This is a genomic window from Streptomyces reniochalinae (genome assembly GCF_003323735.1).
Taxonomy (GTDB): domain Bacteria; phylum Actinomycetota; class Actinomycetes; order Streptomycetales; family Streptomycetaceae; genus Streptomyces; species Streptomyces reniochalinae.
Genome location: NZ_QOIM01000045.1, coordinates 148,448 through 172,363, shown reverse-complemented (window position 1 = coordinate 172,363; position 23,916 = coordinate 148,448). Strand labels below are relative to the sequence as shown.

Here is a 23,916-nt window from a genome sequence, read left to right as displayed (position 1 = left end):
CACCTGATGAACAAGGAGAAGCGCCCATGCCCCCCACCCCCCCCCCCCCCGGCGCCCCGCATTCGGGAGGCGGCACCCCCGAGAGCCACGCCCCGCGCCGCACCCCCAACCGCCGCACCGTCCTCGGCGCCGCCGCGGTCGGCGCGGCCGCGGCCGGCGCCGCGGCACCGGCTCTGCTCGGCCTCTCGGCACCCGCGTCGGCCGCACCCGCCCGCGCCACGCCGCGGGACGCGAAGGACCTGCCGGGCGGCGGCGACCTCGGCCCCAACGTCATCGTCTTCGACCCGCAGACCCCCGGCATCCAGGCCAAACTGGACGAGATCTTCGGGCAGCAGGAGTCGGCGCAGTTCGGCGAAGGGCGCTACGCGCTGCTGTTCAAGCCGGGTTCCTACAGCGGGCTCAACGCCCAGCTCGGTTTCTACACCTCCATCGCGGGTCTCGGGCTGTCCCCCGACGACACGACGATCAACGGAGACGTCACCGTGGACGCGGGCTGGTTCGACGGGAACGCCACCCAGAACTTCTGGCGTTCGGCCGAGAACCTCGCGCTCGTCCCCGTCAGCGGAACCGACAGGTGGGCCGTCGCCCAGGCCGCGCCGTTCCGCAGGATGCACGTACGCGGCGGCCTGAACCTCTCCCCCGACGGCTACGGCTGGGCGAGCGGCGGCTACATCGCGGACAGCCGCATCGACGGCGAGGTCGGGCCGTACTCGCAGCAGCAGTGGTACACCCGGGACAGCGCGGTGGGCGGATGGCAGAACGCCGTGTGGAACATGGTCTTCTCCGGCGTGGAGGGTGCGCCCGCCCAAAGCTTCCCCGACCCGCCCTACACCACCCTGGAGACCACCCCGGTCTCCCGCGAGAAGCCCTTCTTGTACCTGGACGGCGACGACTACCGGGTCTTCCTCCCGGAGAAACGGACCGACGCGCGCGGGGTCAGCTGGGGCAACGGGACGCCCCGCGGCACCTCGCTGCCGCTGTCGCAGTTCTACGTGGCCAAGCCGGACGACACGGCCGACACCCTCAACCAGGCGCTCACCCAGGGCCTGCACCTGCTGCTCACCCCGGGCGTCTACCACCTCGACCAGCCGGTCCAAGTCGAGCGGGCCGACACGGTCGTGCTCGGCCTGGGATACGCCACGCTCGTCCCCCAGGGCGGTGCGGCAGCGATGACGGTCGCCGACGTCGACGGGGTGCGGCTGGCCGGTTTCCTGATCGACGCGGGGCCCGACAACTCCGAGACCCTGCTGGAGGTGGGCCCCAAGGGCGCCGACGCGGACCACTCCGCGAACCCGATCACCGTCCAGGACGTGTTCGTCCGGATCGGCGGGGCAGGCCCGGGCAAGGCCACCACCAGCATCGTCGTCAACAGCCGGCACACGATCATCGACCACACCTGGGTGTGGCGGGCCGACCACGGGGACGGGGTCGGCTGGGAGACCAACAGGGCCGACTACGGCGTCGTCGTCAACGGCGACAACGTGCTGGCCACCGGACTGTTCGTGGAGCACTTCAACAAGTACGACGTCCAGTGGAACGGCCAACAGGGCCGCACCATCTTCTTCCAGAACGAGAAGGCCTACGACGCGCCGAACCAGGACGCCATCCAGAACGGAGACATCAAGGGGTACGCGGCCTACAAGGTCGGGGACGCGGTGACCTCCCACGAGGCCTGGGGCCTGGGCAGCTACTGCAACTACACCGCCGACGACTCCATCGTCCAGCACCACGGCTTCGCCACGCCGGACACCGAGGGGGTCACCTTCCACAACCTGCTGGTCGTCTCCCTCGGCGGCAAGGGCCAGTACGAGTGCGTCATCAACGACACGGGCTCCCCGACCTCGGGCTCCGACACCGTCCCCTCGACGGTGGTCGACTACCCCTGACGCCTCCTCCCCCTGTCGCACGAAAGAGGGCCCGTACGGCGGTGAAGCCGTACGGGCCCTCTTCCAGGCCGTGCGCCGAGCACCCCGTGAGGGGTGCTCAACGCGGCGAGGTCACTTGAGGATCTTGGTGACCTGGCCGGCGCCCACGGTCCGGCCACCCTCACGGATGGCGAACTTGAGGCCCTCTTCCATGGCGACGGGCTGGATGAGCTGGACGCTCATCTCGGTGTTGTCGCCCGGCATGACCATCTCGGTGCCCTCGGGGAGGGTCACGACGCCGGTCACGTCGGTGGTGCGGAAGTAGAACTGCGGGCGGTAGTTGTTGAAGAACGGGGTGTGGCGGCCACCCTCGTCCTTCGACAGGATGTAGGCCTGGGCCTCGAACTCGGTGTGCGGGGTGACCGAGCCCGGCTTGATGATGACCTGACCGCGCTCGACGTCCTCGCGCTTGATACCGCGAAGCAGCAGACCGACGTTCTCACCGGCCTGGCCCTCGTCCAGCAGCTTCCGGAACATCTCGATGCCGGTGACCGTGGTCGAGGTCTTGGTGTCCTTGATGCCGATGATGTCGACGTTCTCGTTGACCTTCAGCACACCGCGCTCGATACGGCCGGTGACGACCGTACCGCGCCCGGTGATGGTGAAGACGTCCTCGATCGGCATCAGGAACGGCTTGTCGGTGTCACGCTCCGGGGCCGGGATGGCCTCGTCGACGGCCGACATGAGCTTGACGATGGCCTCGCCCCACTCCTTGTCGCCCTCGAGCGCCTTGAGCGCCGAGACCTTGACGACCGGAACCTCGTCGCCCGGGAACTCGTACTCGGAGAGCAGCTCACGGACCTCGAGCTCGACGAGCTCCATGATCTCCTCGTCGTCCACCATGTCGGCCTTGTTCAGGGCGACGACGATGTACGGAACGCCGACCTGGCGGGCCAGGAGCACGTGCTCCTTGGTCTGCGGCATCGGGCCGTCGGTGGCGGCGACCACGAGGATGGCGCCGTCCATCTGGGCGGCACCGGTGATCATGTTCTTGATGTAGTCCGCGTGACCCGGGCAGTCGACGTGGGCGTAGTGACGGTTCTCCGTCTGGTACTCGACGTGCGCGATGGAGATGGTGATACCGCGCTGGCGCTCCTCGGGAGCCTTGTCGATGTTCTCGAACGCCGAGGCCTCGTTGAGCTCCGGGTACGCGTCGTGCAGCACCTTGGTGATCGCCGCGGTAAGAGTGGTCTTGCCGTGGTCGATGTGACCGATGGTGCCGATGTTGACGTGCGGCTTAGTCCGCTCGAACTTCGCCTTCGCCACTGGGGTCCTCCTGTGGACTGGTGCTGTACACCCTCCACACTTTGCGGAGGGTCTCAGGTGGTCGTACCGAACCGGTCAGGACCCCGAGGGGGATGCCCTTGACCTGTTCGCTTGGGTGGGCCGGCGGTCGGGGCTCCCCCGGCACGACCGCACAGGGACCAAACGGTCCGAGCGGTTATGTACCGGAGTGCCCCGAATGCCTTTGCTCCAGCCTAAGGGGTGAGCTCGAAACTCCTGCCCGCCCCGGACGAGTGCGTTACTCGCCCTTGGCCTTCGCGATGATCTCCTCGGCGACGCTCTTGGGAACCTCACCGTAGGAGTCGAACTGCATGGAGTACGTCGCACGACCGGAGGTCTTGCTGCGCAGGTCTCCGACGTAGCCGAACATCTCCGACAGCGGTACCAGGCCGGTCACGAGCTTCGCGTTGCCGCGCTCCTCCATCGACTGGACCTGGCCACGCCGCGAGTTGATGTCGCCGATGACGTCGCCCATGTAGTCCTCGGGCGTGGTCACCTCGACCTTCATCAGCGGCTCGAGCAGAGCCGGGCTCGCCTTCCGAGCGGCTTCCTTGAACGCGATGGAACCCGCGATCTTGAACGCCATCTCGGAGGAGTCGACGTCGTGGAAGGCACCGTCGAGCAGCGTCACGCGGACGCCGGTCAGCGGGTAGCCGGCCAGCACGCCGAACTCCATGGCCTCCTGGCAGCCCGCGTCCACGGACGGGATGTACTCCCGCGGGATGCGGCCACCGGTGACCTGGTTGACGAACTCGTAGCCGTCGCCCTCAAGCGGCTCGACAGAGATCTGCACCTTCGCGAACTGACCGGAACCACCGGTCTGCTTCTTGTGGGTGTAATCGACCTTGTCGACCTTCTTGCGGAGCGACTCGCGGTAGGCCACCTGCGGCTTACCGACGTTGGCCTCGACCTTGAACTCGCGCTTCATACGGTCGACGAACACATCGAGGTGCAGCTCGCCCATACCCGAGATGATCGTCTGGCCGGTCTCTTCGTCGGTCTTGACCTGGAAGGACGGGTCCTCCTCGGACAGCCGCTGGATCGCGACGCCCAGCTTCTCCTGGTCGCCCTTGGACTTCGGCTCGATGGCGACCTCGATGACCGGGGCCGGGAAGTCCATCGACTCCAGGATGACCGGGTTGCCCGCGTCGCAGAGGGTCTCACCGGTGGTGGTCTGCTTGAGACCCATGACGGCGACGATGTCGCCGGCACCCACCGACTCGATCTCCTCCCGCTTGTTGGAGTGCATCCGGTAGATCTTGCCGATGCGCTCCTTGCGGCCCTTGATCGAGTTCGTCACCTGGGAACCGGTCTGGATCCGGCCCGAGTAGACCCGGATGAAGGTCAGCTTGCCCAGGTGCGGGTCACTGGCGATCTTGAAGGCGAGCGCGGACATCGGCTCGTCCTCGGACGGACGACGCTTGATGACCTCGTCGGCGTCCTTCGGGTTGTGACCCTCGATGGCCTCGACGTCCAGCGGCGACGGCAGGTAGCGGGCGATCGCGTCGAGCAGGGGCTGCACGCCCTTGTTCTTGAACGCGGTGCCACAGAACACCGGAGTGACCGTGATGGTGCCCTCGGCGCCCGTGGAGGCCAGCGTGACCCGGCGGATCGCCGCCATGAGCTGCTCCTCGGAGGGCTCCTCGCCCTCCAGGTACAGCTCCATCATCTCTTCGTCGTTCTCCGCGACGGCCTCGAGCAGCTTGCCGCGCCACTCGTCGGCCGCCTCGGCGTGGGTGTCCGGGATGTCGACGGTGTCGTACATCTCGCCCATCTTCGCCTCGGGCGACCAGACCAGGGCCTTCATCGACACCAGGTCGACGACGCCGCGGAAGTCCGACTCGGTGCCGATCGGCAGCTGCATGACCAGCGGCACCGCGCCCAGGCGGTCACTGATCATGTCGACGCAGCGGTGGAACTCGGCGCCGGTGCGGTCGAGCTTGTTGACGAAGCAGATGCGCGGAACGCCGTAGCGGTCGGCCTGCCGCCAGACCGTCTCCGACTGCGGCTCCACACCCGCCACACCGTCGAACACCGTGACCGCGCCGTCGAGCACGCGCAGCGCACGCTCCACCTCGACGGTGAAGTCGACGTGGCCCGGGGTGTCGATGATGTTGATGGTGTGGTCGACGCCGTTGAGCGGCCAGTGAGTGGTCGTCGCGGCGCTCGTGATGGTGATGCCGCGCTCCTGCTCCTGCTCCATCCAGTCCATCGTGGCAGCGCCGTCGTGGACCTCACCGATCTTGTAGCTGCGACCGGTGTAGAAGAGGATCCGCTCGGTGGTCGTCGTCTTGCCCGCGTCGATGTGGGCCATGATCCCGATGTTGCGGACCTTGGCCAGGTCAAGTGAAGTGGTAGCCATAAGGCTTCAGTCTTCTCTCGGTCTCGATGGGGGAAGCGACTACCAGCGGTAGTGCGCGAAGGCCTTGTTGGACTCGGCCATCTTGTGCGTGTCCTCACGCTTCTTGACGGCGGCGCCGAGACCGTTCGAGGCGTCGAGCAGCTCGTTCATGAGGCGTTCGGTCATGGTCTTCTCGCGGCGGGCGCGGGAGTAACCCACGATCCAGCGCAGCGCGAGCGTGGAGGAACGGCCGGGGCGGACCTCGACCGGAACCTGGTAGGTGGCGCCACCGACGCGGCGGGAGCGGACCTCGAGGGTCGGCTTCACGTTCTCCAGCGCGCGCTTGAGGGTGATGACCGGGTCGTTGCCGGTCTTCTCGCGCAGCCCCTCCATGGCGCCGTAGACGATGCGCTCGGCGGTGGAGCGCTTGCCGTTCAGCAGCACCTTGTTGATGAGGGAGGTCACCAGAGGAGAGCCGTAGACCGGGTCGATGATGACCGGGCGCTTCGGGGCAGGGCCCTTACGAGGCATTCTTACTTCTCCTTCTTGGCGCCGTAGCGGCTGCGAGCCTGCTTGCGGTTCTTGACGCCCTGCGTGTCGAGGGAGCCGCGGATGATCTTGTAGCGAACACCCGGCAGGTCCTTCACACGGCCACCGCGCACGAGCACGATCGAGTGCTCCTGCAGGTTGTGGCCCTCACCCGGAATGTAGGCAGTGACCTCGATCCCACTGGTCAGGCGCACACGGGCGACCTTGCGCAGGGCCGAGTTCGGCTTCTTCGGGGTGGTCGTGAACACACGCGTGCAGACGCCGCGGCGCTGGGGCGAACCCTCCAGTGCGGGCGTCTTGTTCTTCTCGACCTTGTCCTGCCGGCCCTTGCGGACCAGCTGCTGGATCGTAGGCACCGTTTCTCCGGTTTCTGTGTGCCAGTCTCGGTAAAGCTAACCTGGGCCACGCCCGACCCACGAGGTCGGGTGTGTCGAAGACTGCAGATCCCCGCTGAGGGCGGAAGACTTCTCCGTGGTGAGAAGCATGCAGATCCCGGTGTCACCAGCCGCGCGGCCCTGGCCCGCTCTCGCGGAGGACAACTGCGCAGGGGACACCCCAGGCACAGAGAACGAGGGTACCTACCTCATCGGCCTGGGTCAAAACAACAGCGACCGGCCACCATAGCCTCCCCGACCTGCGAGAAGAAGAGCGCCTCACACACCACCCCGCCGGGCGTGCCGGACCGGGCCCCGGCAGGGGTCCCGGCACGCCTCAGACCGAGGCCACCACCGCGAGGACGATCGCCAGGGTGAAGCCGATGGCCAGCCAGCCCAGCACCAGGCCCGCCGTCGCGAAACCGGAGCCCTCCTCCCCCGACCTGCGGATCTGCGCCTTCGCCAGATGCCCCAGGATCACCGCGGGCAGAGCCGTGATCCCGTACATCGGGGTGAGGATGCCGCACACCAGCGCCCCGATGGCCATGCCGTTGGTCCTCGGCGGCGGCGCCGGCAGGAAGGTGCGCGGCACCGGCTGGTACCCAGGAGGCGGCTGCGGCGCGGGCGGCATCGGGACGGGCCCCTGCGGCAGATCCGCCAGCAGCATCTGCAGTTCCGCGTACGTCTGCGCCTGCGAGGCCCTCGTCAGCCGCTGCTCGTACTCGGCCTGGCCCAGCCGGCCCTCGCTGAAGCCGGCCTTCAGCACGTCGATGGCCCGTTCCCGGTCCGTGTGCGATGCACGCATCGCACCCACCTGCTGCTCCCCCCGGCTCGGCACGCCCTCGGGATTCCACGGTCCGAACGCCACTGGCCCCCACCTCCCAGCTCGCTTGCAGTCCCTCCATCATCCATGACGCCGACCGCCTGTGACCGGTTCACCCGCACGCGGATACGGCGACGGGGCGGCCACCGTCCTCGGTGACCGCCCCGTGTGCGCCCGCTCGACCGGCCTGGGCGGCCGGTCCGCGCCTTAGGCGTTGTACGGACCGTAGTCGTAGTCCTCCAGCGGAACCGCCTGGCCCGAGCCCGTCCCGAAGGGCGAGTAGTCGATGTCGTCGTAGCCGACGGCCGAGTACATCGCGGCCTTCGCCTCCTCGGTCGGCTCGACCCGGATGTTGCGGTAACGGGACAGGCCCGTACCGGCCGGGATGAGCTTACCGATGATGACGTTCTCCTTGAGGCCGATCAGGGAGTCCGACTTGGCGTTGATCGCCGCGTCGGTCAGGACCCTGGTCGTCTCCTGGAAGGACGCCGCCGACAGCCAGGACTCCGTGGCCAGCGAGGCCTTGGTGATGCCCATCAGCTGCGGACGGCCGGAGGCCGGGGAGCCGCCCTCCTGGACCACGCGCCGGTTCTCGCCCTCGAACTTGGTGCGCTCCACCAGCTCACCGGGCAGCAGCTCGGCGTCGCCGGACTCGATGATCGTCACACGGCGGAGCATCTGCCGGATGATGATCTCGATGTGCTTGTCGTGGATCGACACACCCTGCGAGTTGTAGACCTTCTGGACCTCGCCCACCAGGTGCACCTGCACCGCGCGCTGGCCGAGGATACGGAGCACGTCGTGCGGGTTCTCCGTACCGACGGTCAGCTTCTGGCCGACGGAGACGTGGTCGCCCTCGCCCACCAGCAGACGGGCGCGCTTGGAGACGGCGTAGGAGGTCTCGTCCGAACCGTCGTCCGGGGTGACGACGACCTTCTTGGTCTTCTCCGTCTCCTCGATACGGCAGCGGCCCGCCGACTCGGAGATCGGCGCCACACCCTTGGGCGTACGGGCCTCGAACAGCTCGACGACACGCGGCAGACCCTGCGTGATGTCGTCACCCGCCACACCACCGGTGTGGAAGGTACGCATCGTCAGCTGGGTACCGGGCTCACCGATGGACTGGGCCGCGATGATGCCGACGGCCTCGCCGATGTCCACCAGCTTGCCGGTGGCCAGCGAGCGGCCGTAGCACATGGCGCAGGTGCCCACCTGGGACTCGCAGGTGAGGATGGACCGCGTCTTGACGGTCTCCACACCGTGCCTGACCAGCTCGTCGATGAGCACGTCGCCCAGGTCGGTGCCGGCCGGGGCCAGCACCATGCCGTCGACGACGATGTCCTCGGCGAGGCAGCGCGCGTACACGCTGGTCTCGGCGTCCTCGGCCTTGCGCAGCACGCCGTCGGCGCCCTTGGAGGCGATCGACAGCTTGAGGCCGCGCTCGGTGCCGCAGTCCTCCTCGCGGATGATCACATCCTGGGAGACGTCGACCAGACGACGGGTGAGGTAACCCGAGTCCGCGGTACGCAGGGCGGTGTCGGCGAGACCCTTACGGGCACCGTGCGTGGAGATGAAGTACTCCAGCACGGAGAGACCCTCACGGAAGCTGGCCTTGATGGGCCGCGGGATCGTCTCGTTCTTCGCGTTCGACACCAGACCGCGCATACCGGCGATCTGACGCATCTGCATCATGTTCCCTCGGGCGCCCGAGTCCACCATCATGAAGATCGGGTTCGTCTTCGGGAAGTTCTCGTTCATCGCCTCGGAGACGTCGTTCGTCGCCTTGGTCCAGATCGCGATGAGCTCCTGCGTGCGCTCGTCCTTGGTGATCAGACCGCGCTCGTACTGCTTCTGGACCTTCTCGTCCTGCGCCTCGTAACCGGCGATGATCTCCGGCTTGGCGTCCGGGACGACGACGTCCGAGATCGCGATCGTCACACCCGAACGGGTCGCCCAGAAGTAACCGGCCGACTTCAGGTTGTCCAGCGCCGCGGCGACGGTCACCTTGGGGTAGCGCTCGGCCAGGTCGTTGACGATCTGGGAGAGCTGCTTCTTGCCCACCGTGTACTCGACGTACGGGTACTCCTCGGGCAGCAGCTCGTTGAAGAGCGCGCGGCCCAGGGTGGTGTGCAGCCGGAACGGGTCGCCCGGCTGCCACTCGGCGGCGAACTCGCCCTCGGCACCCTCCTCGGGAACCGGCGGGGTCCAGCCCAGCGGCGGGGTGGTGCCGACCGGGAACCGGATGTCGATCTTCGCCTGGAGCGACAGCTCTCCGGCGTCGAACGCCATGACCGCTTCCGCGGTGGAGTTGAAGGACCGCCCGTCGCCCTTGGTGACGCGCTGCTCCTCGTCCGTGGTGAGGAAGAACAGACCCAGGACCATGTCCTGCGTCGGCATCGTCACGGGACGGCCGTCGGCCGGCTTGAGGATGTTGTTCGAGGACAGCATCAGGATGCGGGCCTCGGCCTGCGCCTCCGCGGACAGCGGCAGGTGCACGGCCATCTGGTCACCGTCGAAGTCCGCGTTGAACGCGGTGCACACGAGCGGGTGGATCTGAATGGCCTTGCCCTCGACCAGCTGCGGCTCGAAGGCCTGGATGCCCAGGCGGTGCAGCGTCGGCGCACGGTTCAGCAGAACCGGGTGCTCGGCGATGACCTCTTCCAGCACGTCGTAGACGACCGTGCGGCCGCGCTCGACCATCCGCTTGGCGCTCTTGATGTTCTGCGCGTGGTTCAGGTCCACCAGGCGCTTCATCACGAACGGCTTGAACAGCTCCAGCGCCATCGCCTTGGGCAGACCGCACTGGTGCAGCTTGAGCTGCGGGCCGACGACGATGACCGAACGCGCCGAGTAGTCGACACGCTTGCCGAGCAGGTTCTGACGGAAGCGGCCCTGCTTGCCCTTGAGCATGTCGGACAGCGACTTGAGCGGACGGTTGCCGGGCCCGGTGACCGGACGGCCGCGCCGGCCGTTGTCGAACAGCGCGTCGACGGCCTCCTGGAGCATCCGCTTCTCGTTGTTCACGATGATCTCGGGCGCACCGAGGTCGAGCAGACGCTTCAGACGGTTGTTGCGGTTGATGACGCGGCGGTACAGGTCGTTCAGGTCGGAGGTCGCGAAGCGGCCACCGTCCAGCTGCACCATCGGACGCAGGTCCGGCGGGATGACCGGCACGCAGTCCAGCACCATGCCCTTGGGGCTGTTGCTGGTCTGCAAGAACGCGGAGACGACCTTGAGCCGCTTCAGGGCACGGGTCTTCTTCTGGCCCTTACCGGTGCGGATCACCTCACGGAGCTTCTCCGCCTCCTCGTCCAGGTCGAAGGTCTCCAGACGCTTCTGCAAGGCAGCGGCGCCCATGGAGCCGTCGAAGTAGGTCCCGAAGCGGTCGCGCAGCTCGCGGTAGAGCAGCTCGTCCCCCTCCAGGTCCTGGACCTTGAGGTTCTTGAAGCGGGTCCACACCTCGTCCAGGCGGTCGATCTCGCGCTGGGCGCGGTCGCGGATCTGCTTCATCTCGCGCTCGGCGCCCTCGCGCACCTTGCGGCGCACGTCCGCCTTGGCGCCCTCGGCCTCCAGCTCGGCCAGGTCGCCTTCCTGCTTCTTGGCGCGGGCCTCGAGGTCGGCGTCGCGGCGCTGCTCGATCTGCTGGCGCTCCACGCCGACGTGCGCCTCCAGGGAGGGCAGGTCGCGGGTGCGGCGCTCCTCGTCGACGTACGTGATCATGTACGCCGCGAAGTAGATGACCTTCTCCAGGTCCTTCGGCGCCAGGTCGAGCAGGTAGCCCAGGCGGGACGGCACGCCCTTGAAGTACCAGATGTGGGTGACGGGCGCGGCCAGCTCGATGTGGCCCATCCGCTCACGGCGCACCTTGGCGCGGGTCACCTCGACGCCGCAGCGCTCACAGATGATGCCCTTGAAGCGGACGCGCTTGTACTTGCCGCAGTAGCACTCCCAGTCCCGGGTCGGACCGAAGATCTTCTCGCAGAAGAGTCCGTCCTTCTCGGGCTTGAGGGTGCGGTAGTTGATGGTCTCCGGCTTTTTGACCTCGCCGTGCGACCACTGACGGATGTCGTCAGCGGTGGCCAGGCCGATTCGCAGTTCGTCGAAGAAGTTGACGTCGAGCACTCTCGTCAATCCCTCTCAGGGTCGTGCCCCCCGCCGCGGCGGGATAGGGGCAGGTTCATGGTCTGAACGGGGTCGCGGGGAGGGCCGGGACGCGGGCGCGCGCCCCAGCCGACTCCGTCAGACCTCTTCGACGCTGCTCGGCTCGCGCCGGGACAGGTCGATTCCGAGCTCTTCCGCCGCGCGGAAGACGTCCTCGTCGGTGTCGCGCATCTCGATCGACATGCCGTCCGAGGACAGCACCTCGACGTTGAGGCAGAGCGACTGCATCTCCTTGATGAGCACCTTGAAGGACTCGGGGATACCCGGCTCGGGGATGTTCTCGCCCTTGACGATGGCCTCGTAGACCTTCACGCGTCCGGTCACGTCGTCGGACTTGATGGTGAGCAGCTCCTGTAGCGCGTACGCGGCGCCGTACGCCTCCAGGGCCCACACCTCCATCTCACCGAAGCGCTGGCCACCGAACTGGGCCTTACCACCCAGCGGCTGCTGGGTGATCATGCTGTACGGACCGGTCGAACGGGCGTGCAGCTTGTCGTCGACCAGGTGGTGCAGCTTGAGGATGTACATGTAGCCGACGGAGATCGGGTCAGGGAACGGCTCCCCGGAACGGCCGTCGAACAGCTGCGCCTTGCCGGACGGCTGGACCATGCGGTCACCGTCGCGGTTGGGCATCGTGGACTCGAACAGACCCGCGATCTCGTCCTCACGGGCGCCGTCGAAGACCGGCGTCGCCACATTGGTGTCCGGCGCCACCTCGTCCGCGCCGATCGCCTTCAGCCGCTCCATCCACTCCTCGGAGCCCTCGACCTTCCAGCCCTGGGAGGCCAGCCAGCCCAGGTGGATCTCCAGGACCTGGCCCGGGTTCATCCGGGAGGGGACACCCAGCGGGTTGAGGATGATGTCGACCGGGGTGCCGTCCTCCATGAACGGCATGTCCTCGACCGGCAGGATCTTGGAGATGACGCCCTTGTTGCCGTGCCGGCCCGCGAGCTTGTCACCGTCGGTGATCTTGCGCTTCTGCGCGACGTAGACGCGCACCAGCTGGTTGACGCCCGGAGGCAGCTCGTCGCCCTCCTCGCGGTCGAAGACGCGGACGCCGATGACCTTGCCGGTCTCGCCATGCGGCACCTTCAGCGAGGTGTCACGGACCTCGCGCGCCTTCTCGCCGAAGATCGCGCGCAGCAGCCGCTCCTCGGGGGTCAGCTCGGTCTCGCCCTTCGGGGTGACCTTGCCGACGAGGATGTCGCCCGCCTCGACCTCGGCACCGATGCGGATGATGCCGCGCTCGTCGAGGTCGGCCAGGACCTCCTCGGAGACGTTCGGGATGTCCCGGGTGATCTCCTCGGGGCCCAGCTTGGTGTCACGGGCGTCGACCTCGTGCTCCTCGATGTGGATCGAGGAGAGGACGTCGTCCTGCACCAGCCGCTGGCTGAGGATGATCGCGTCCTCGTAGTTGTAGCCCTCCCACGGCATGAACGCCACGAGCAGGTTCTTGCCGAGCGCCATCTCACCCTCGTCGGTGGACGGGCCGTCGGCCAGCACCTGGCCCTCGATGACGCGGGCGCCCTCGTCCACCAGCACCTTCTGGTTGAAGGAGGTGCCCTGGTTGGAGCGGGTGAACTTGGCGACGCGGTAGGTGGTGTAGGTGCCGTCGTCGTTGGCCACCGTGACGTAGTCGGCGGAGACCTCCTGGACGACACCGTCCTTCTCGGCCTTGATGACGTCGCCGGCGTCGACCGCGCAGCGGTACTCCATGCCGGTGCCCACCAGCGGCGACTCGGCCTTGATGAGCGGCACGGCCTGCCGCATCATGTTCGAGCCCATCAGGGCGCGGTTGGCGTCGTCGTGCTCCAGGAAGGGGATCATGGCCGTCGCGACCGACACCATCTGGCGCGGCGAGACGTCCATGTAGTCCACGTCGTCGCCCGGGATCAGGTCGACCTCGCCGCCACGGCGGCGGACGAGGACCCGGTCCTCGGCGAAGCGCATCTCCTCGCTGAGGGGCGCGTTCGCCTGGGCGATCACGAAGCGGTCCTCCTCGTCGGCGGTGAGGTAGTGCACCTCGTCGCTGACGACACCGTCGACCACCTTGCGGTACGGCGTCTCGACGAAGCCGAACGCGTTCACGCGGCCGTAGGAGGCGAGCGAGCCGATCAGACCGATGTTCGGGCCTTCGGGCGTCTCGATCGGGCACATCCGGCCGTAGTGCGAGGGGTGCACGTCACGGACCTCGAAGCCGGCCCGCTCACGGCTCAGACCACCCGGGCCCAGCGCGTTGAGGCGGCGCTTGTGGGTGAGACCCGAGATCGGGTTCGTCTGGTCCATGAACTGCGACAGCTGGCTCGTGCCGAAGAACTCCTTGATGGAGGCGACGACCGGCCGGATGTTGATCAGCGTCTGCGGCGTGATCGCCTCGACGTCCTGCGTGGTCATCCGCTCGCGGACGACACGCTCCATACGGGCGAGGCCGGTACGGACCTGGTTTTGGATCAGCTCGCCGACGTTGCGCAGACGGCGGTTGCCGAAGTGGTCGATGTCGTCGGTCTCGATGATGATCGTGTCGCCCTCGGCGGAGGTCGACTCGGTCTCACCGGCGTGCAGCTTCACCAGGTACTTGATCGTGGCGATGATGTCGGCGCTGGTCAGCACGCCGGAGTTCAGCGGCTCCTCGCCACCGAGCTTCTTGTTGATCTTGTACCGGCCGACCTTGGCCAGGTCGTAGCGCTTCGGGTTGAAGTAGAGGTTCTCCAGCAGCGTCTGCGCGGCCTCGCGCGTCGGCGGCTCGCCCGGACGCAGCTTGCGGTAGATGTCGAGCAGCGCGTCGTCCTGACCCTGGGTGTGGTCCTTCTCCAGGGTGGCGCGCATCGACTCGTACTGGCCGAACTCCTCAAGAATCTGCTCGTTCGTCCACCCGAGCGCCTTGAGCAGCACGGTGACGGACTGCTTGCGCTTGCGGTCGATACGGACACCGACCATGTCGCGCTTGTCGACCTCCATCTCCAGCCAGGCACCCCGGGACGGGATGATCTTGGCGGAGTAGATGTCCTTGTCGGACGTCTTGTCGATGGAGCTGTCGAAGTAGGCGCCCGGCGAGCGGACGAGCTGGGTGACGACGACACGCTCGGTGCCGTTGATCACGAAGGTGCCCTTGTCGGTCATGAGCGGGAAGTCGCCCATGAAGACCGTCTGGGACTTGATCTCACCGGTTTCGTTGTTGGTGAACTCCGCCGTGACGAAGAGCGGCGCGGCGTAGGTGAAGTCGCGCTCCTTGCACTCGTCGATGGAGTTCTTCGGGGGCTCGAAGCGGTGGTCGCGGAACGTCAGCGACATCGAACCGGAGAAGTCCTCGATCGGGGAGATCTCCTCGAAGATCTCCTCCAGACCGGACTTGGTGGGAACATCCTGTCCACTGTCCAGCGCAGCCTCGACGCGTCCCTTCCAGGCGTCGTTGCCGAGCAGCCAGTCGAAGCTCTCGGTCTGGAGCGCGAGAAGGTTCGGAACCTCCAGCGGTTCCTTGATCTTCGCAAAAGAGATACGCAGCGGGGCAGTGCTGGCGCCGTTGTTCGAATTGGCAGTCGAGGCAGTGCGCGAGGCGGCCAAGAGGGGGTCCTTCCGAGGGCTCGGACTCTCTACACGCATACCGGCACCCCTGGTGACGGGCAGGGGGCAGCTAATAGGCAGCGCAAAGGGTCAGTGTAGCCACATGACCCACTGATGTCCAATACGGATGACAGGAAACCGGCTCACGCCCCGGTCTCCACCTCCTGTTGATTGTTCTTCTCGTTCCGCCCCCGCCCCCGGCGGCCTCGATTCGCCGGGACGGATCTGCTCGGCTGCGGTGCTGCGTGCCTGCCGCAACACTTCCCGCTTCGTCCTCGATCCATGCCTCGGAAACCGGATCAGTGTGACGACGCGTCCCGAGAATTGCGCGCTGTGTGCCGTTCGTCAAGGCCCCCAGGAGCAACGAAGATCACCATACCCGCCACCACCGGCACACGGTGCGACCGTCCGGCAACGCCGAAGGGCGACCACCCGTCTGGGTGATCGCCCTCCGTTTGTCCGCCTCCCCCCGCGGGGTGGCGGACCGTGTACCGCGATGACTCGGCGGGCCCCAGGCCCGCCGAGCCGTGGGTCACTTGACCTCGACCGAGGCGCCGGCGCCCTCGAGGGACTCCTTGGCCTTGTCGGCGGCGTCCTTGGCGACCTTCTCGAGGACCGGCTTCGGGGTGCCGTCCACGAGCTCCTTGGCCTCCTTCAGACCCAGCGAGGTCAGCTCACGCACGACCTTGATGACCTGGATCTTCTTGTCGCCGGCACCGGTCAGGACGACGTCGAACTCGTCCTGCTCCTCGGCGGCGGCCTCGCCGCCACCACCCTGCGCCGGGGCCTGCACGACGGCGGCGGCCGGGGCGGCGGCCTCGACGTCGAACTTCTCCTCGAACTTCTTCACGAAGTCGGAGAGCTCGATCAGGGTCATGTCCTCGAACTGGGAGAGCAGTTCGTCCTGGCTGAGCTTCGCCATGGTTGCGGGTCCTTCCACTTAGTCGGCTGGTGCCGTATCGATGTGTCGGCGGGCTTACGGCCCGCTGCGACCGGGTGCGGAGCGTCTCCGCCGCCCCCGTCGGGGCGGAGCGGACTACTCGGCCTCGGCCTCGGCGGGAGCCGTGGTGTCGGCACCGCCCTGCTCTTCGACCTTGCTGCGAAGCGCGTCCGCGGTGCGGACGAACTTCGAGAGCGGGGCCTGGAAGGTCGCCGCGGCCTTGGCCATGGACGCCTTCATGCCACCGGCCAGCTTGGCGAGCAGCACCTCGCGGGACTCGAGGTCCGCGAGCTTGTTCAGGTCGTCGGCGGCGTACAGGGCACCGTCGACGATGCCGCCCTTGATCACGAGGGCGGGGTTCTCCTTGGCGAAGTCACGAAGACCCTTCGCCGCCTCGACCGGGTCACCGGTCACGAAGGCGACAGCCGAAGAGCCCGTCAGGAACTCGTCCAGCTCGTTGATCCCGGCCTCGTTGGCCGCGATCTTGGTCAGCGTGTTCTTCACCACACGGTACTGAGCGTTGTCACCGAGCGCACGGCGCAGCTGCTTGAGCTGGGCCACGGAGAGTCCGGTGTACGCGGTGACCACAGCGGCGTTCGAGTCACGGAACTTGTTCGTGATCTCGTCGACGGCTGCGATCTTGTCAGGCGCGACCTGTTCCCTCGCCATGAGCCTCGGCCTCCTTTCGGTGATGAGGACCGCTCGGAAGGGGCTGAACACGACAAACGCCCCAGCGCAGGCGCGTGGGGCGTCGACTCGACCGACACGCACACGGCACGTCGGGAGTGTGTTCCTCAAGTCACCTGCGCGGGTCGTCCGCAGCGAGCGGATCCTTCGGCCATCGGCGCTCTGAGCGCGCACGACGACGACCAGCGGTCTTTGGCTTCGTGACGAGAGTACGCGAACGGGCCCGGGAGCGCCAAATCCGGCCTCCCGGGCCCGCGGGCCGCTGCCGCGGTTCCCCTAGGCTGCCGCGGTTCTCCGCGGCGTCAGCTGAGTCCCGCGCCCGAGGAGCCGTTCACCTGCGAGGAGTCCAGGGTCTGCGAGGGCGGCGGGGCGCTCACCTCGACCTCGGTGCCGTAGTCCGAGGAGAAGACCGTGTTCTCGGAGCTCGACCCGCCCTCCGCCTCGAAGGACTCCTCCTTCTTGACCAGCAGGTCGTTCTCATCGATCCACAGGTCGATCTTCTCTTCCGTGATGCCCTGCTTCTTGAACTGCGCCTCCAGGGCCTTCTTGTCGGACTCCTTGAGGTCCTTGGACTGCATACGCACCAGCTCGGAAGGCGTCAACGTACCGCTGTAGTGCGTGGCCTCGCGTCGAGGCCCTCTTCAGCGCCGCCAGGGCGCCCTGCACAGCCGAGCCGCCGCCCTGCGCGTCGCCCCCACCCCCACCGTCGGCCTTCTCGCTGCCGCAGGCCGTCAGGCCCGTCATCACTACGACGCCCGCCGCCACGGCCGCCATCCGCGTGCTGCGCATGGAACTCCCCCTGTTCGTCTGTGCGCGGACCCGCGGGGCCCGCCGCTCACCGGAACCTCGTCCAAGGGCGGAGACGACCGGGGTGGCGGGACGGGTTCCGGCCCTCCGCTCACCACACCGCGGGGCCTGCCAACGGCGAAGGCCGGTGCCCGCCCCCGGTGAGGGGCGGGCACCGGCCTGTGCTTCGGCGCCTGCGGGCCGGTCGCGGATCAGACCGCGGCCGGGTCCTCCTCGACGAGGAGGTTGCGGGTGCGGTTCGGGTCGACCGGGATGCCCGGGCCCATCGTGGTGGTGAAGGCGGCCTTCTTGATGTACCGGCCCTTCGCCGCCGACGGCTTCAGCCTGGTGATCTCCTCAAGGGCGGCGGCGTAGTTCTCCACGAGCTGCTGCTCGCCGAAGGACGCCTTGCCGATGATGAAGTGCAGGTTGGCGTGCTTGTCGACACGGAACTCGATCTTGCCGCCCTTGATGTCGGTGACGGCCTTGGCGACATCCGGGGTGACGGTGCCGGTCTTCGGGTTCGGCATCAGACCACGCGGACCGAGCACGCGGCCGAGGCGGCCGACCTTGCCCATCAGGTCCGGGGTCGCGACGACGGCGTCGAAGTCGAGCCGGCCGCCGGCGACCTCCTCGATCAGTTCGTCGGAGCCGACGATGTCGGCGCCCGCGGCCTCCGCCGCCGCAGCACGGTCGCCGGTCGCGAAGACCAGGACCCGGGCGGTCTTACCGGTGCCGTGCGGGAGGTTGACGGTGCCGCGGACCATCTGGTCGGCCTTGCGCGGGTCGACGCCCAGGCGCATGGCGACCTCGACGGTCGCGTCGAACTTCTGGGTGGAGGTCTCCTTGGCGAGACGGACCGCCTCCAGGGGCGCGTACTGCCGCGTCCTGTCGATCTTCTCGTCCGCCGCGCGGAGGGTCTTGCTGCGCTTCACTGCTGCTCCTGACGGTATGGAGTCGTGGTGCGGGCCAGCGCCTGGCCCTGCCACGGGGGGAAAGGGTGGGGCTCAGCCCTCGACCGTGACGCCCATGGAGCGGGCGGTACCGGCGATGATCTTCTCCGCCTGGTCCAGGTCGTTGGCGTTGAGGTCGGGCATCTTGGTGGTGGCGATCTCGCGCACCTGGTCGCGGGTGATCTTGGCGACCTTGGTGGTGTGCGGGGTGCCGGAGCCCTTCTCCACGCCCGCGGCCTTGAGGATCATCTTCGCGGCCGGCGGGGTCTTGGTGATGAAGGTGAAGGAGCGGTCCTCGTAGACCGTGATCTCCACCGGGATGACCCAGCCGCGCTGCGACTCGGTCGCGGCGTTGTACGCCTTGCAGAACTCCATGATGTTGACGCCGTGCTGACCCAGCGCCGGGCCGACCGGCGGAGCCGGGTTGGCGGCGCCGGCCTGGATCTGGAGCTTGATCAGCCCCGCGACCTTCTTCTTCTTGGGAGGCATGCTTCTCTCCGGGTCCTGGTGAGAGTGATTCATCCCTCCGCCCTTCACCCGGGCGGAGGCATACCGCACAACGATAGCCGGTACCGTTCCGCGGCTCGAAACCGAGCAGGTCAGGAAGGGCCTGAGCGCCCTTCCTGACCTGTCCGGAAGCTGGTTGTTCCACCGGCCCGCGAGGCGGGCCGAGGGTCAGTTCTTCTGGATCTGGTCGAAGCTCAGCTCGACCGGGGTCTCGCGGCCGAAGATCTCGACGAGGCCCTTGACCTTCTTCGAGTCGGCGTTGATCTCGTTGATCGTCGCCTGCAGGGTGGCGAAGGGACCGTCGGTGACGGTGACCGAGTCGCCCACCTCGAAGTCGAGCACCTGGACCTCGACCTTGCGGCCAGGGGTGCCCGCGGGCTTGCCCTCCTCGTCGGCCGCAGCGGCCTTGGCCGCCTTCTCCTCGGCCTCGGGGGCGAGCATCTTGACGATCTCGTCGAGGGTGAGCGGGTAGGGGTCGTAGGCGTTGCCGACGAAGCCGGTGACACCCGGGGTGTTGCGCACGACGCCCCAGGACTCGTTGGTCAGATCCATCCGGACGAGCACGTAGCCGGGCAGCTTGTTCTGCCGGACGTTCTTCCGCTCGCCGTTCTTGATCTGGACGATCTCTTCCTCGGGCACCTCGGCCTGGTAGATGAACTCCTCGACGTTCAGCGAGACGGCACGCTGCTCCAGGTTGGCCTTCACGCGCTTCTCGTAGCCCGCGTAGGTGTGGATGACGTACCAGTCACCCGGCAGGAAGCGCAGCTCCTCGCGGAGCTGGGCGACCGGGTCGACCGTCTCCTCCGCGGCGGCCTCGGCGACCTCCTGGTCCGCGGCGGCCTCTGCCTCGGAGTCGCCGGCGTCCTCGGAGTCGTCGGCGACGTCGCCGACGGTCTGGTCCGCGGTCACGTCGTCGGCCGTCACGGCCGCGCCGTCGTCCTCGGCACGGACGGCGGCCACCTCGGCGGGCTCACCGGCAGCGGCCTCGGCGGCTTCCGCCCGGTCGACGCTGCTGTCCGCCGCCTCGACGATGTCGCGCGCCGTGTCGTCACCCGCTTCGGGCTCGACGGCATCGTTCATGTTCGGCTCAGACACGGTGGCTGCTTCTTCCTGACTTCAAGGGGTCGAACATGCGGAAAGCCCCGCGGAGGGGGCTTCGCGCGGGTGGTCAGCCGAAGACGTGTTTCATGACTTCGGTCAGCCCATAGTCAATCACGAACACCAGGGCGATGATGATGACGACAAAGACGATCACCACGCTCGTGTACGTGGAGAGCTGCTGCCGCGTCGGCCAGACGACCTTGCGAAGCTCCGCGACGATCTGCCGGTAGAAAAGGGCGAGGCGGGCCAGAGGCCCCTTCTTCGCCCGCTTTCCGCCCTTACGGGGCTTCTTGCCCTCGGACGACCCTCCGGGCTCGGGGACCTCGGTGGTATCCGTGATCTCCGTCACTCGTCCTCACCTGATCCGGGTCGTTGCCCTGCGGCGTCCGGCCCGGCCGCACGGCGGTGCAATGTCAGCAATATCAGTGCATTCAGTCGCCGCAACACGTACGCACGCACACACCTTGGCGACGTGTGTGTAGCAGGGCCGGAGGGACTCGAACCCCCAACCGCTGGTTTTGGAGACCAGTGCTCTACCAATTGAGCTACGACCCTTTGCTGTTTCCCTCAACCTATCGCATCCACACGGTCGCACGGCGTGTGTACCGACAACGCACTGTGATCGACAGGTCGAAGGCCAACGACGTGTGAGTGTACGTGCTCAGCGTCCCGGCGTCGAACACGATCCGCCCCCGCCGCGGTCAGGATCGCCTCCGCGCCCCGTCAAACCGCTGTGCCGCACGTCGGGCGGGTCTGGTTACATGCCCTGTATGACCGCAGCGACTCCCCCTGCACAGCCACCGTCCGAGCGCCGTCTGTCGGCGCGTATCAGCGCGATCTCCGAGTCCGCCACGCTGGCCGTGGACGCCAAGGCCAAGGCCCTGAAGGCCGCCGGGCGCCCGGTGATCGGGTTCGGTGCCGGCGAGCCCGACTTCCCCACGCCCGACTACATCGTCGAGGCCGCCGTGGCCGCCGCGCGCGACCCGAAGAACCACCGCTACTCCCCCGCGGGCGGACTCCCCGAACTGAAGTCCGCCATCGCCGACAAGACGCTCCGCGACTCCGGGTACCGGATCGAGGCGTCGCAGGTGCTGGTCACCAACGGCGGCAAGCAGGCGATCTACGAGGCGTTCGCCGCGCTGCTCGACCCGGGCGACGAGGTCATCGTGCCGGCCCCGTACTGGACGACCTACCCGGAGTCGATCCGGCTGGCGGGCGGCGTCCCGGTCGAGGTCACCGCCGACGAGACGACCGGATACCGGGTAAGCGTCGAGCAGTTGGAGGCCGCGCGCACCGAGAAGACGAAGGTCGTGCTGTTCGTCTCGCCGTCCAACCCGACCGGAGCCGTCTACCCGCGCGCCCAGGTCGAGGAGATCGGCCGCTGGGCGCTGGAGCACGGGCTGTGGGTGCTCACCGACGAGATCTACGAGCACCTGGTCTACGGCGACGCCGAGTTCACCTCGATGCCGGTGGCCGTGCCCGAGCTGCGCGACAAGTGTGTGATCGTCAACGGTGTGGCCAAGACGTACGCCATGACGGGCTGGCGCGTGGGATGGGTCGTCGGCCCGCAGGACGTGGTCAAGGCCGCGACGAACCTCCAGTCGCACGCCACCTCCAACGTCAGCAACGTCTCGCAGGTCGCCGCGCTGGCCGCCGTCTCGGGGGATCTGGAGGCCGTCGCCGAGATGCGCGCCGCCTTCGACCGCCGCCGCCGCACCATCGTGCGGATGCTGAACGAGATCGACGGCGTGGTCTGCCCCGAGCCGGAGGGCGCCTTCTACGCGTACCCGTCGGTGAAGGCCCTGCTGGGCAAGGAGATCCGCGGCAAGCGTGCCTCCACCTCGGTCGAGCTGGCCGCGCTGATCCTGGAGGAGGTGGAGGTGGCGGTCGTCCCGGGCGAGGCGTTCGGCACCCCCGGCTACCTGCGGCTCTCCTACGCGCTGGGCGACGACGACCTGGTGGAGGGTGTCTCGCGGATCCAGAAGCTGCTGGCCGAGGCGCGGGACTGACGCGTCTGTCTGACGAGCACACCGTGTGAGCGGGCCGGGGCGGCGCCCCGGCCCGCTCACACTTTCGGGTATCGCCTTCCGGTCCGCCGGCGCCCGTTCCGGCGCTCCCGGCTCTCAGTTCGGGACGTCCCCTTCGGGGAACCCGCTACCGGTCAGCCGCCCCGGTACGGCAGGATCTTGGGATGTTGCACTCTTCCGGAGAGCGGGACACGCGCACACTGCCCAAAGCCCACCTGCACCTGCACTTCACCGGGTCGATGCGGCCCTCCACGCTGCTGGAGCTGGCCGACAAGTACGGCGTGCACCTGCCGGACGCGCTCAAGGGCGGTGAGCCTCCCCGGCTGCGGGCCACGGACGAGCGCGGCTGGTTCCGCTTCCAGCGGCTCTACGACATCGCCCGCTCCTGCCTGCGGACGCCGGAGGACATCCAGCGGCTGGTGCGGGAGGCGGCCCAGGAGGACGTGCGGGACGGCTCGCGCTGGCTGGAGATCCAGGTCGACCCGACCTCCTACGCGCCGCGCCTCGGCGGCCTCTCCCCCGCACTGGAGATCATCCTGGACGCGGTGGAGACGGCCTCGCGCGAGACCGGGCTCGGGATCCGCGTGGTGGTGGCCGCCAACCGCATGAAGCACCCGCTGGAGGCCCGCACGCTCGCGCGCCTGGCGGTGCGGTACGCGGACCGCGGCATCGTCGGCTTCGGCCTGTCCAACGACGAACGGCGCGGCTTCGCCCGCGACTTCGACCGCGCTTTCGGTATCGCCAGGGACGGCGGGCTGCTGGCCGCGCCGCACGGGGGCGAGCTGTCGGGTCCCGGCAGCGTCCGCGACTGCCTGGACGACCTGCGTGCCTCCCGCGTCGGCCACGGCGTGCGCGCCGCCGAGGACCCCTGGCTGCTGTCCCGGCTCGCCGAACGCCGGGTGACCTGCGAGGTCTGCCCGGCCTCCAATGTGGCGCTGGGTGTCTACGACAAGGCCGAGGACGTGCCCGTGCGGGCGCTGTGGGACGCCGGGGTGCCGATGGCCCTGGGCGCCGACGACCCGCTGCTGTTCGGCTCGCGGCTGGCCGCGCAGTACGACCTCGTGCGCCGGGTGCACGCCTTCACGGACGCCGAACTCGCCGAGCTGGCCCGCCAGTCGGTACGGGGCGCGTCGATGCCCGAGGACGTACGCGCCGGGGTTCTGGCGGACATCGACGCCTGGCTGGCGCCTGCGGCGTGAGGGCAGGCGCCGCCCGGCACGCGGCGGCCGGGCCGCTCAGCCGATGCCGTCCACGACGGTGCGGGCGAGCTGGAGAGCGAAGTCGTCCAGCGGAACGGGCGGCCCGTCGACGGCCCCGTAGGCGAAGGCCCGGTGCGCGCAGGCGCCCATCAGCAGCGCGGCGGCGGCGTAGGTGTCGGCGTCCGGGCTGATCCTGCCGGTCTCCTGTTCGGCGCGCAGGTAGGCGTCCAGCCGGCTGATCGGCACGTGCGGGCCGACGCCCATCTCGCGCATGGCCCGCTCGTGCCGGTCCTTGAGGCGGCGGTCGGCGAAGAGGGAGGCGGCGATGGGGAACGTCTCGGCGTAGAAGACGGCGGCGTGCCGGGCGACCTCGGCGAGGTTCTCCTCGACGCTGCCCGCCCCGGGGTCGTCGCGCAGCCTCTCCAGCGTGGCGCCGAGCCGCGGCAGCCGTTCATCGAGCACGCCGGTGAACAGTTCCTCCTTGCTCGCGAAGTGCTTGTAGAGCGCCGCCTCCGAGCAGCCCGCCGCCTTGGCGATCTCCTTGGTGGTGGTGCGCAGCAGTCCTTCCGACCGCATCAGCTCGTGTGCGGCGTCGAGGATGCGGGTCCGGGTGGGCCGCGGGGGCATCGTGGTCCCTTCTTGACGGGTGAGTGAGTACTTACCCACCATAGAGGTAAGTGAACACTCACCCACTTCGC

General features: G+C 68.2%; 18 protein-coding genes and 1 tRNA gene. 3 read left to right on the top strand and 16 right to left on the bottom strand.

What is annotated here, in order from left to right:
* Nucleotides 1–26 precede the first annotated feature (26 nt).
* Nucleotides 27–1,886, top strand: a complete 1,860-nt coding sequence (locus DQ392_RS30170) for a coagulation factor 5/8 type domain-containing protein (RefSeq protein WP_114018879.1) — start codon at nt 27–29, stop codon at nt 1,884–1,886.
* Between the two features lie 111 nt (nt 1,887–1,997).
* Here DQ392_RS30170 and tuf read toward each other — a convergent pair whose 3' ends face one another.
* From tuf to DQ392_RS30095, 15 genes are all read right to left on the bottom strand, one after another.
* Nucleotides 1,998–3,191 (bottom strand): elongation factor Tu, encoded by a 1,194-nt coding sequence (tuf, locus tag DQ392_RS30165; RefSeq protein WP_114018878.1) that lies wholly within the window; start codon nt 3,189–3,191, stop codon nt 1,998–2,000.
* A 256-nt stretch (nt 3,192–3,447) separates the two neighbouring features.
* Nucleotides 3,448–5,571, bottom strand: coding sequence for an elongation factor G (fusA, locus tag DQ392_RS30160; RefSeq protein ID WP_114018877.1), 2,124 nt, complete (start codon nt 5,569–5,571; stop codon nt 3,448–3,450).
* 39 nt (nt 5,572–5,610) lie between these two features.
* Nucleotides 5,611–6,081 (bottom strand): 30S ribosomal protein S7, encoded by a 471-nt coding sequence (gene rpsG, locus DQ392_RS30155; RefSeq protein WP_019354980.1) that lies wholly within the window; start codon nt 6,079–6,081, stop codon nt 5,611–5,613.
* Nucleotides 6,082–6,083: 2 nt separating this feature from the next.
* A complete protein-coding gene (gene rpsL, locus DQ392_RS30150; RefSeq protein WP_003948652.1) occupies nt 6,084–6,455 on the bottom strand; it encodes a 30S ribosomal protein S12 in 372 nt (123 codons plus the stop codon).
* Between the two features lie 355 nt (nt 6,456–6,810).
* The gene (locus DQ392_RS30145) at nt 6,811–7,278 is read right to left on the bottom strand and encodes a DUF1707 and DUF4190 domain-containing protein (RefSeq protein ID WP_114018895.1); all 468 of its coding nucleotides are present in this window, start codon (nt 7,276–7,278) and stop codon (nt 6,811–6,813) included.
* Between the two features lie 225 nt (nt 7,279–7,503).
* Nucleotides 7,504–11,418, bottom strand: coding sequence for a DNA-directed RNA polymerase subunit beta' (locus tag DQ392_RS30140; protein ID WP_114018876.1), 3,915 nt, complete (start codon nt 11,416–11,418; stop codon nt 7,504–7,506).
* A 117-nt stretch (nt 11,419–11,535) separates the two neighbouring features.
* On the bottom strand, nt 11,536–15,018 hold the full coding sequence (gene rpoB / locus DQ392_RS30135; protein WP_114018875.1) for a DNA-directed RNA polymerase subunit beta: 3,483 nt from the start codon (nt 15,016–15,018) through the stop codon (nt 11,536–11,538).
* Between the two features lie 532 nt (nt 15,019–15,550).
* Nucleotides 15,551–15,940 (bottom strand): 50S ribosomal protein L7/L12, encoded by a 390-nt coding sequence (rplL, locus tag DQ392_RS30130; RefSeq protein ID WP_114018874.1) that lies wholly within the window; start codon nt 15,938–15,940, stop codon nt 15,551–15,553.
* A gap of 114 nt (nt 15,941–16,054) precedes the next feature.
* On the bottom strand, nt 16,055–16,627 hold the full coding sequence (rplJ, locus tag DQ392_RS30125; protein ID WP_114018873.1) for a 50S ribosomal protein L10: 573 nt from the start codon (nt 16,625–16,627) through the stop codon (nt 16,055–16,057).
* A gap of 320 nt (nt 16,628–16,947) precedes the next feature.
* Nucleotides 16,948–17,247, bottom strand: a complete 300-nt coding sequence (locus DQ392_RS35565) for an SCO4651 family lipoprotein (RefSeq protein ID WP_245982133.1) — start codon at nt 17,245–17,247, stop codon at nt 16,948–16,950.
* Nucleotides 17,248–17,643: 396 nt separating this feature from the next.
* Nucleotides 17,644–18,366, bottom strand: coding sequence for a 50S ribosomal protein L1 (rplA, locus tag DQ392_RS30115; RefSeq protein WP_114018872.1), 723 nt, complete (start codon nt 18,364–18,366; stop codon nt 17,644–17,646).
* 72 nt (nt 18,367–18,438) lie between these two features.
* Complete coding sequence (rplK, locus tag DQ392_RS30110; RefSeq protein WP_114018871.1) at nt 18,439–18,873, bottom strand: 50S ribosomal protein L11; 435 nt, start codon at nt 18,871–18,873, stop codon at nt 18,439–18,441.
* A 186-nt stretch (nt 18,874–19,059) separates the two neighbouring features.
* Nucleotides 19,060–19,986, bottom strand: a complete 927-nt coding sequence (gene nusG, locus DQ392_RS30105) for a transcription termination/antitermination protein NusG (protein WP_114018870.1) — start codon at nt 19,984–19,986, stop codon at nt 19,060–19,062.
* Nucleotides 19,987–20,059: 73 nt separating this feature from the next.
* A complete protein-coding gene (gene secE / locus DQ392_RS30100) occupies nt 20,060–20,341 on the bottom strand; it encodes a preprotein translocase subunit SecE (RefSeq protein ID WP_114018869.1) in 282 nt (93 codons plus the stop codon).
* Nucleotides 20,342–20,474: 133 nt separating this feature from the next.
* Nucleotides 20,475–20,547: transfer RNA gene (locus tag DQ392_RS30095), tRNA-Trp, on the bottom strand.
* A gap of 215 nt (nt 20,548–20,762) precedes the next feature.
* Here DQ392_RS30095 and DQ392_RS30090 point away from each other — a divergent pair.
* Together DQ392_RS30090 and DQ392_RS30085 are read left to right on the top strand one after the other, a co-directional pair.
* Nucleotides 20,763–22,001, top strand: coding sequence for a pyridoxal phosphate-dependent aminotransferase (locus DQ392_RS30090; RefSeq protein ID WP_181856637.1), 1,239 nt, complete (start codon nt 20,763–20,765; stop codon nt 21,999–22,001).
* A gap of 182 nt (nt 22,002–22,183) precedes the next feature.
* Complete coding sequence (locus DQ392_RS30085; protein ID WP_114018867.1) at nt 22,184–23,218, top strand: adenosine deaminase; 1,035 nt, start codon at nt 22,184–22,186, stop codon at nt 23,216–23,218.
* 36 nt (nt 23,219–23,254) lie between these two features.
* On the opposite strand, the gene DQ392_RS30080 is transcribed toward DQ392_RS30085, so the two are convergent.
* Nucleotides 23,255–23,845, bottom strand: a complete 591-nt coding sequence (locus DQ392_RS30080; protein ID WP_114018866.1) for a TetR/AcrR family transcriptional regulator — start codon at nt 23,843–23,845, stop codon at nt 23,255–23,257.
* Nucleotides 23,846–23,916: the final 71 nt, after the last annotated feature.

Excerpts from the sequence above, each read along its gene's own strand:
- rpsG (WP_019354980.1), bottom strand. The coding sequence starts at position 6,081 with ATGCCTCGTAAGGGCCCTGCCCCGAAGCGCCCGGTCATCATCGACCCG.
- DQ392_RS30145 (WP_114018895.1), bottom strand. The coding sequence starts at position 7,278 with ATGCGTGCATCGCACACGGACCGGGAACGGGCCATCGACGTGCTGAAG.
- rplL (WP_114018874.1), bottom strand. The coding sequence starts at position 15,940 with ATGGCGAAGCTCAGCCAGGACGAACTGCTCTCCCAGTTCGAGGACATG.
- rplJ (WP_114018873.1), bottom strand. The coding sequence starts at position 16,627 with ATGGCGAGGGAACAGGTCGCGCCTGACAAGATCGCAGCCGTCGACGAG.
- DQ392_RS30085 (WP_114018867.1), top strand. The coding sequence starts at position 22,184 with ATGTTGCACTCTTCCGGAGAGCGGGACACGCGCACACTGCCCAAAGCC.
- rplK (WP_114018871.1), bottom strand. The coding sequence starts at position 18,873 with ATGCCTCCCAAGAAGAAGAAGGTCGCGGGGCTGATCAAGCTCCAGATC.
- DQ392_RS30080 (WP_114018866.1), bottom strand. The coding sequence starts at position 23,845 with ATGCCCCCGCGGCCCACCCGGACCCGCATCCTCGACGCCGCACACGAG.
- DQ392_RS30090 (WP_181856637.1), top strand. The coding sequence starts at position 20,763 with ATGACCGCAGCGACTCCCCCTGCACAGCCACCGTCCGAGCGCCGTCTG.
- DQ392_RS30170 (WP_114018879.1), top strand. The coding sequence starts at position 27 with ATGCCCCCCACCCCCCCCCCCCCCGGCGCCCCGCATTCGGGAGGCGGC.
- fusA (WP_114018877.1), bottom strand. The coding sequence starts at position 5,571 with ATGGCTACCACTTCACTTGACCTGGCCAAGGTCCGCAACATCGGGATC.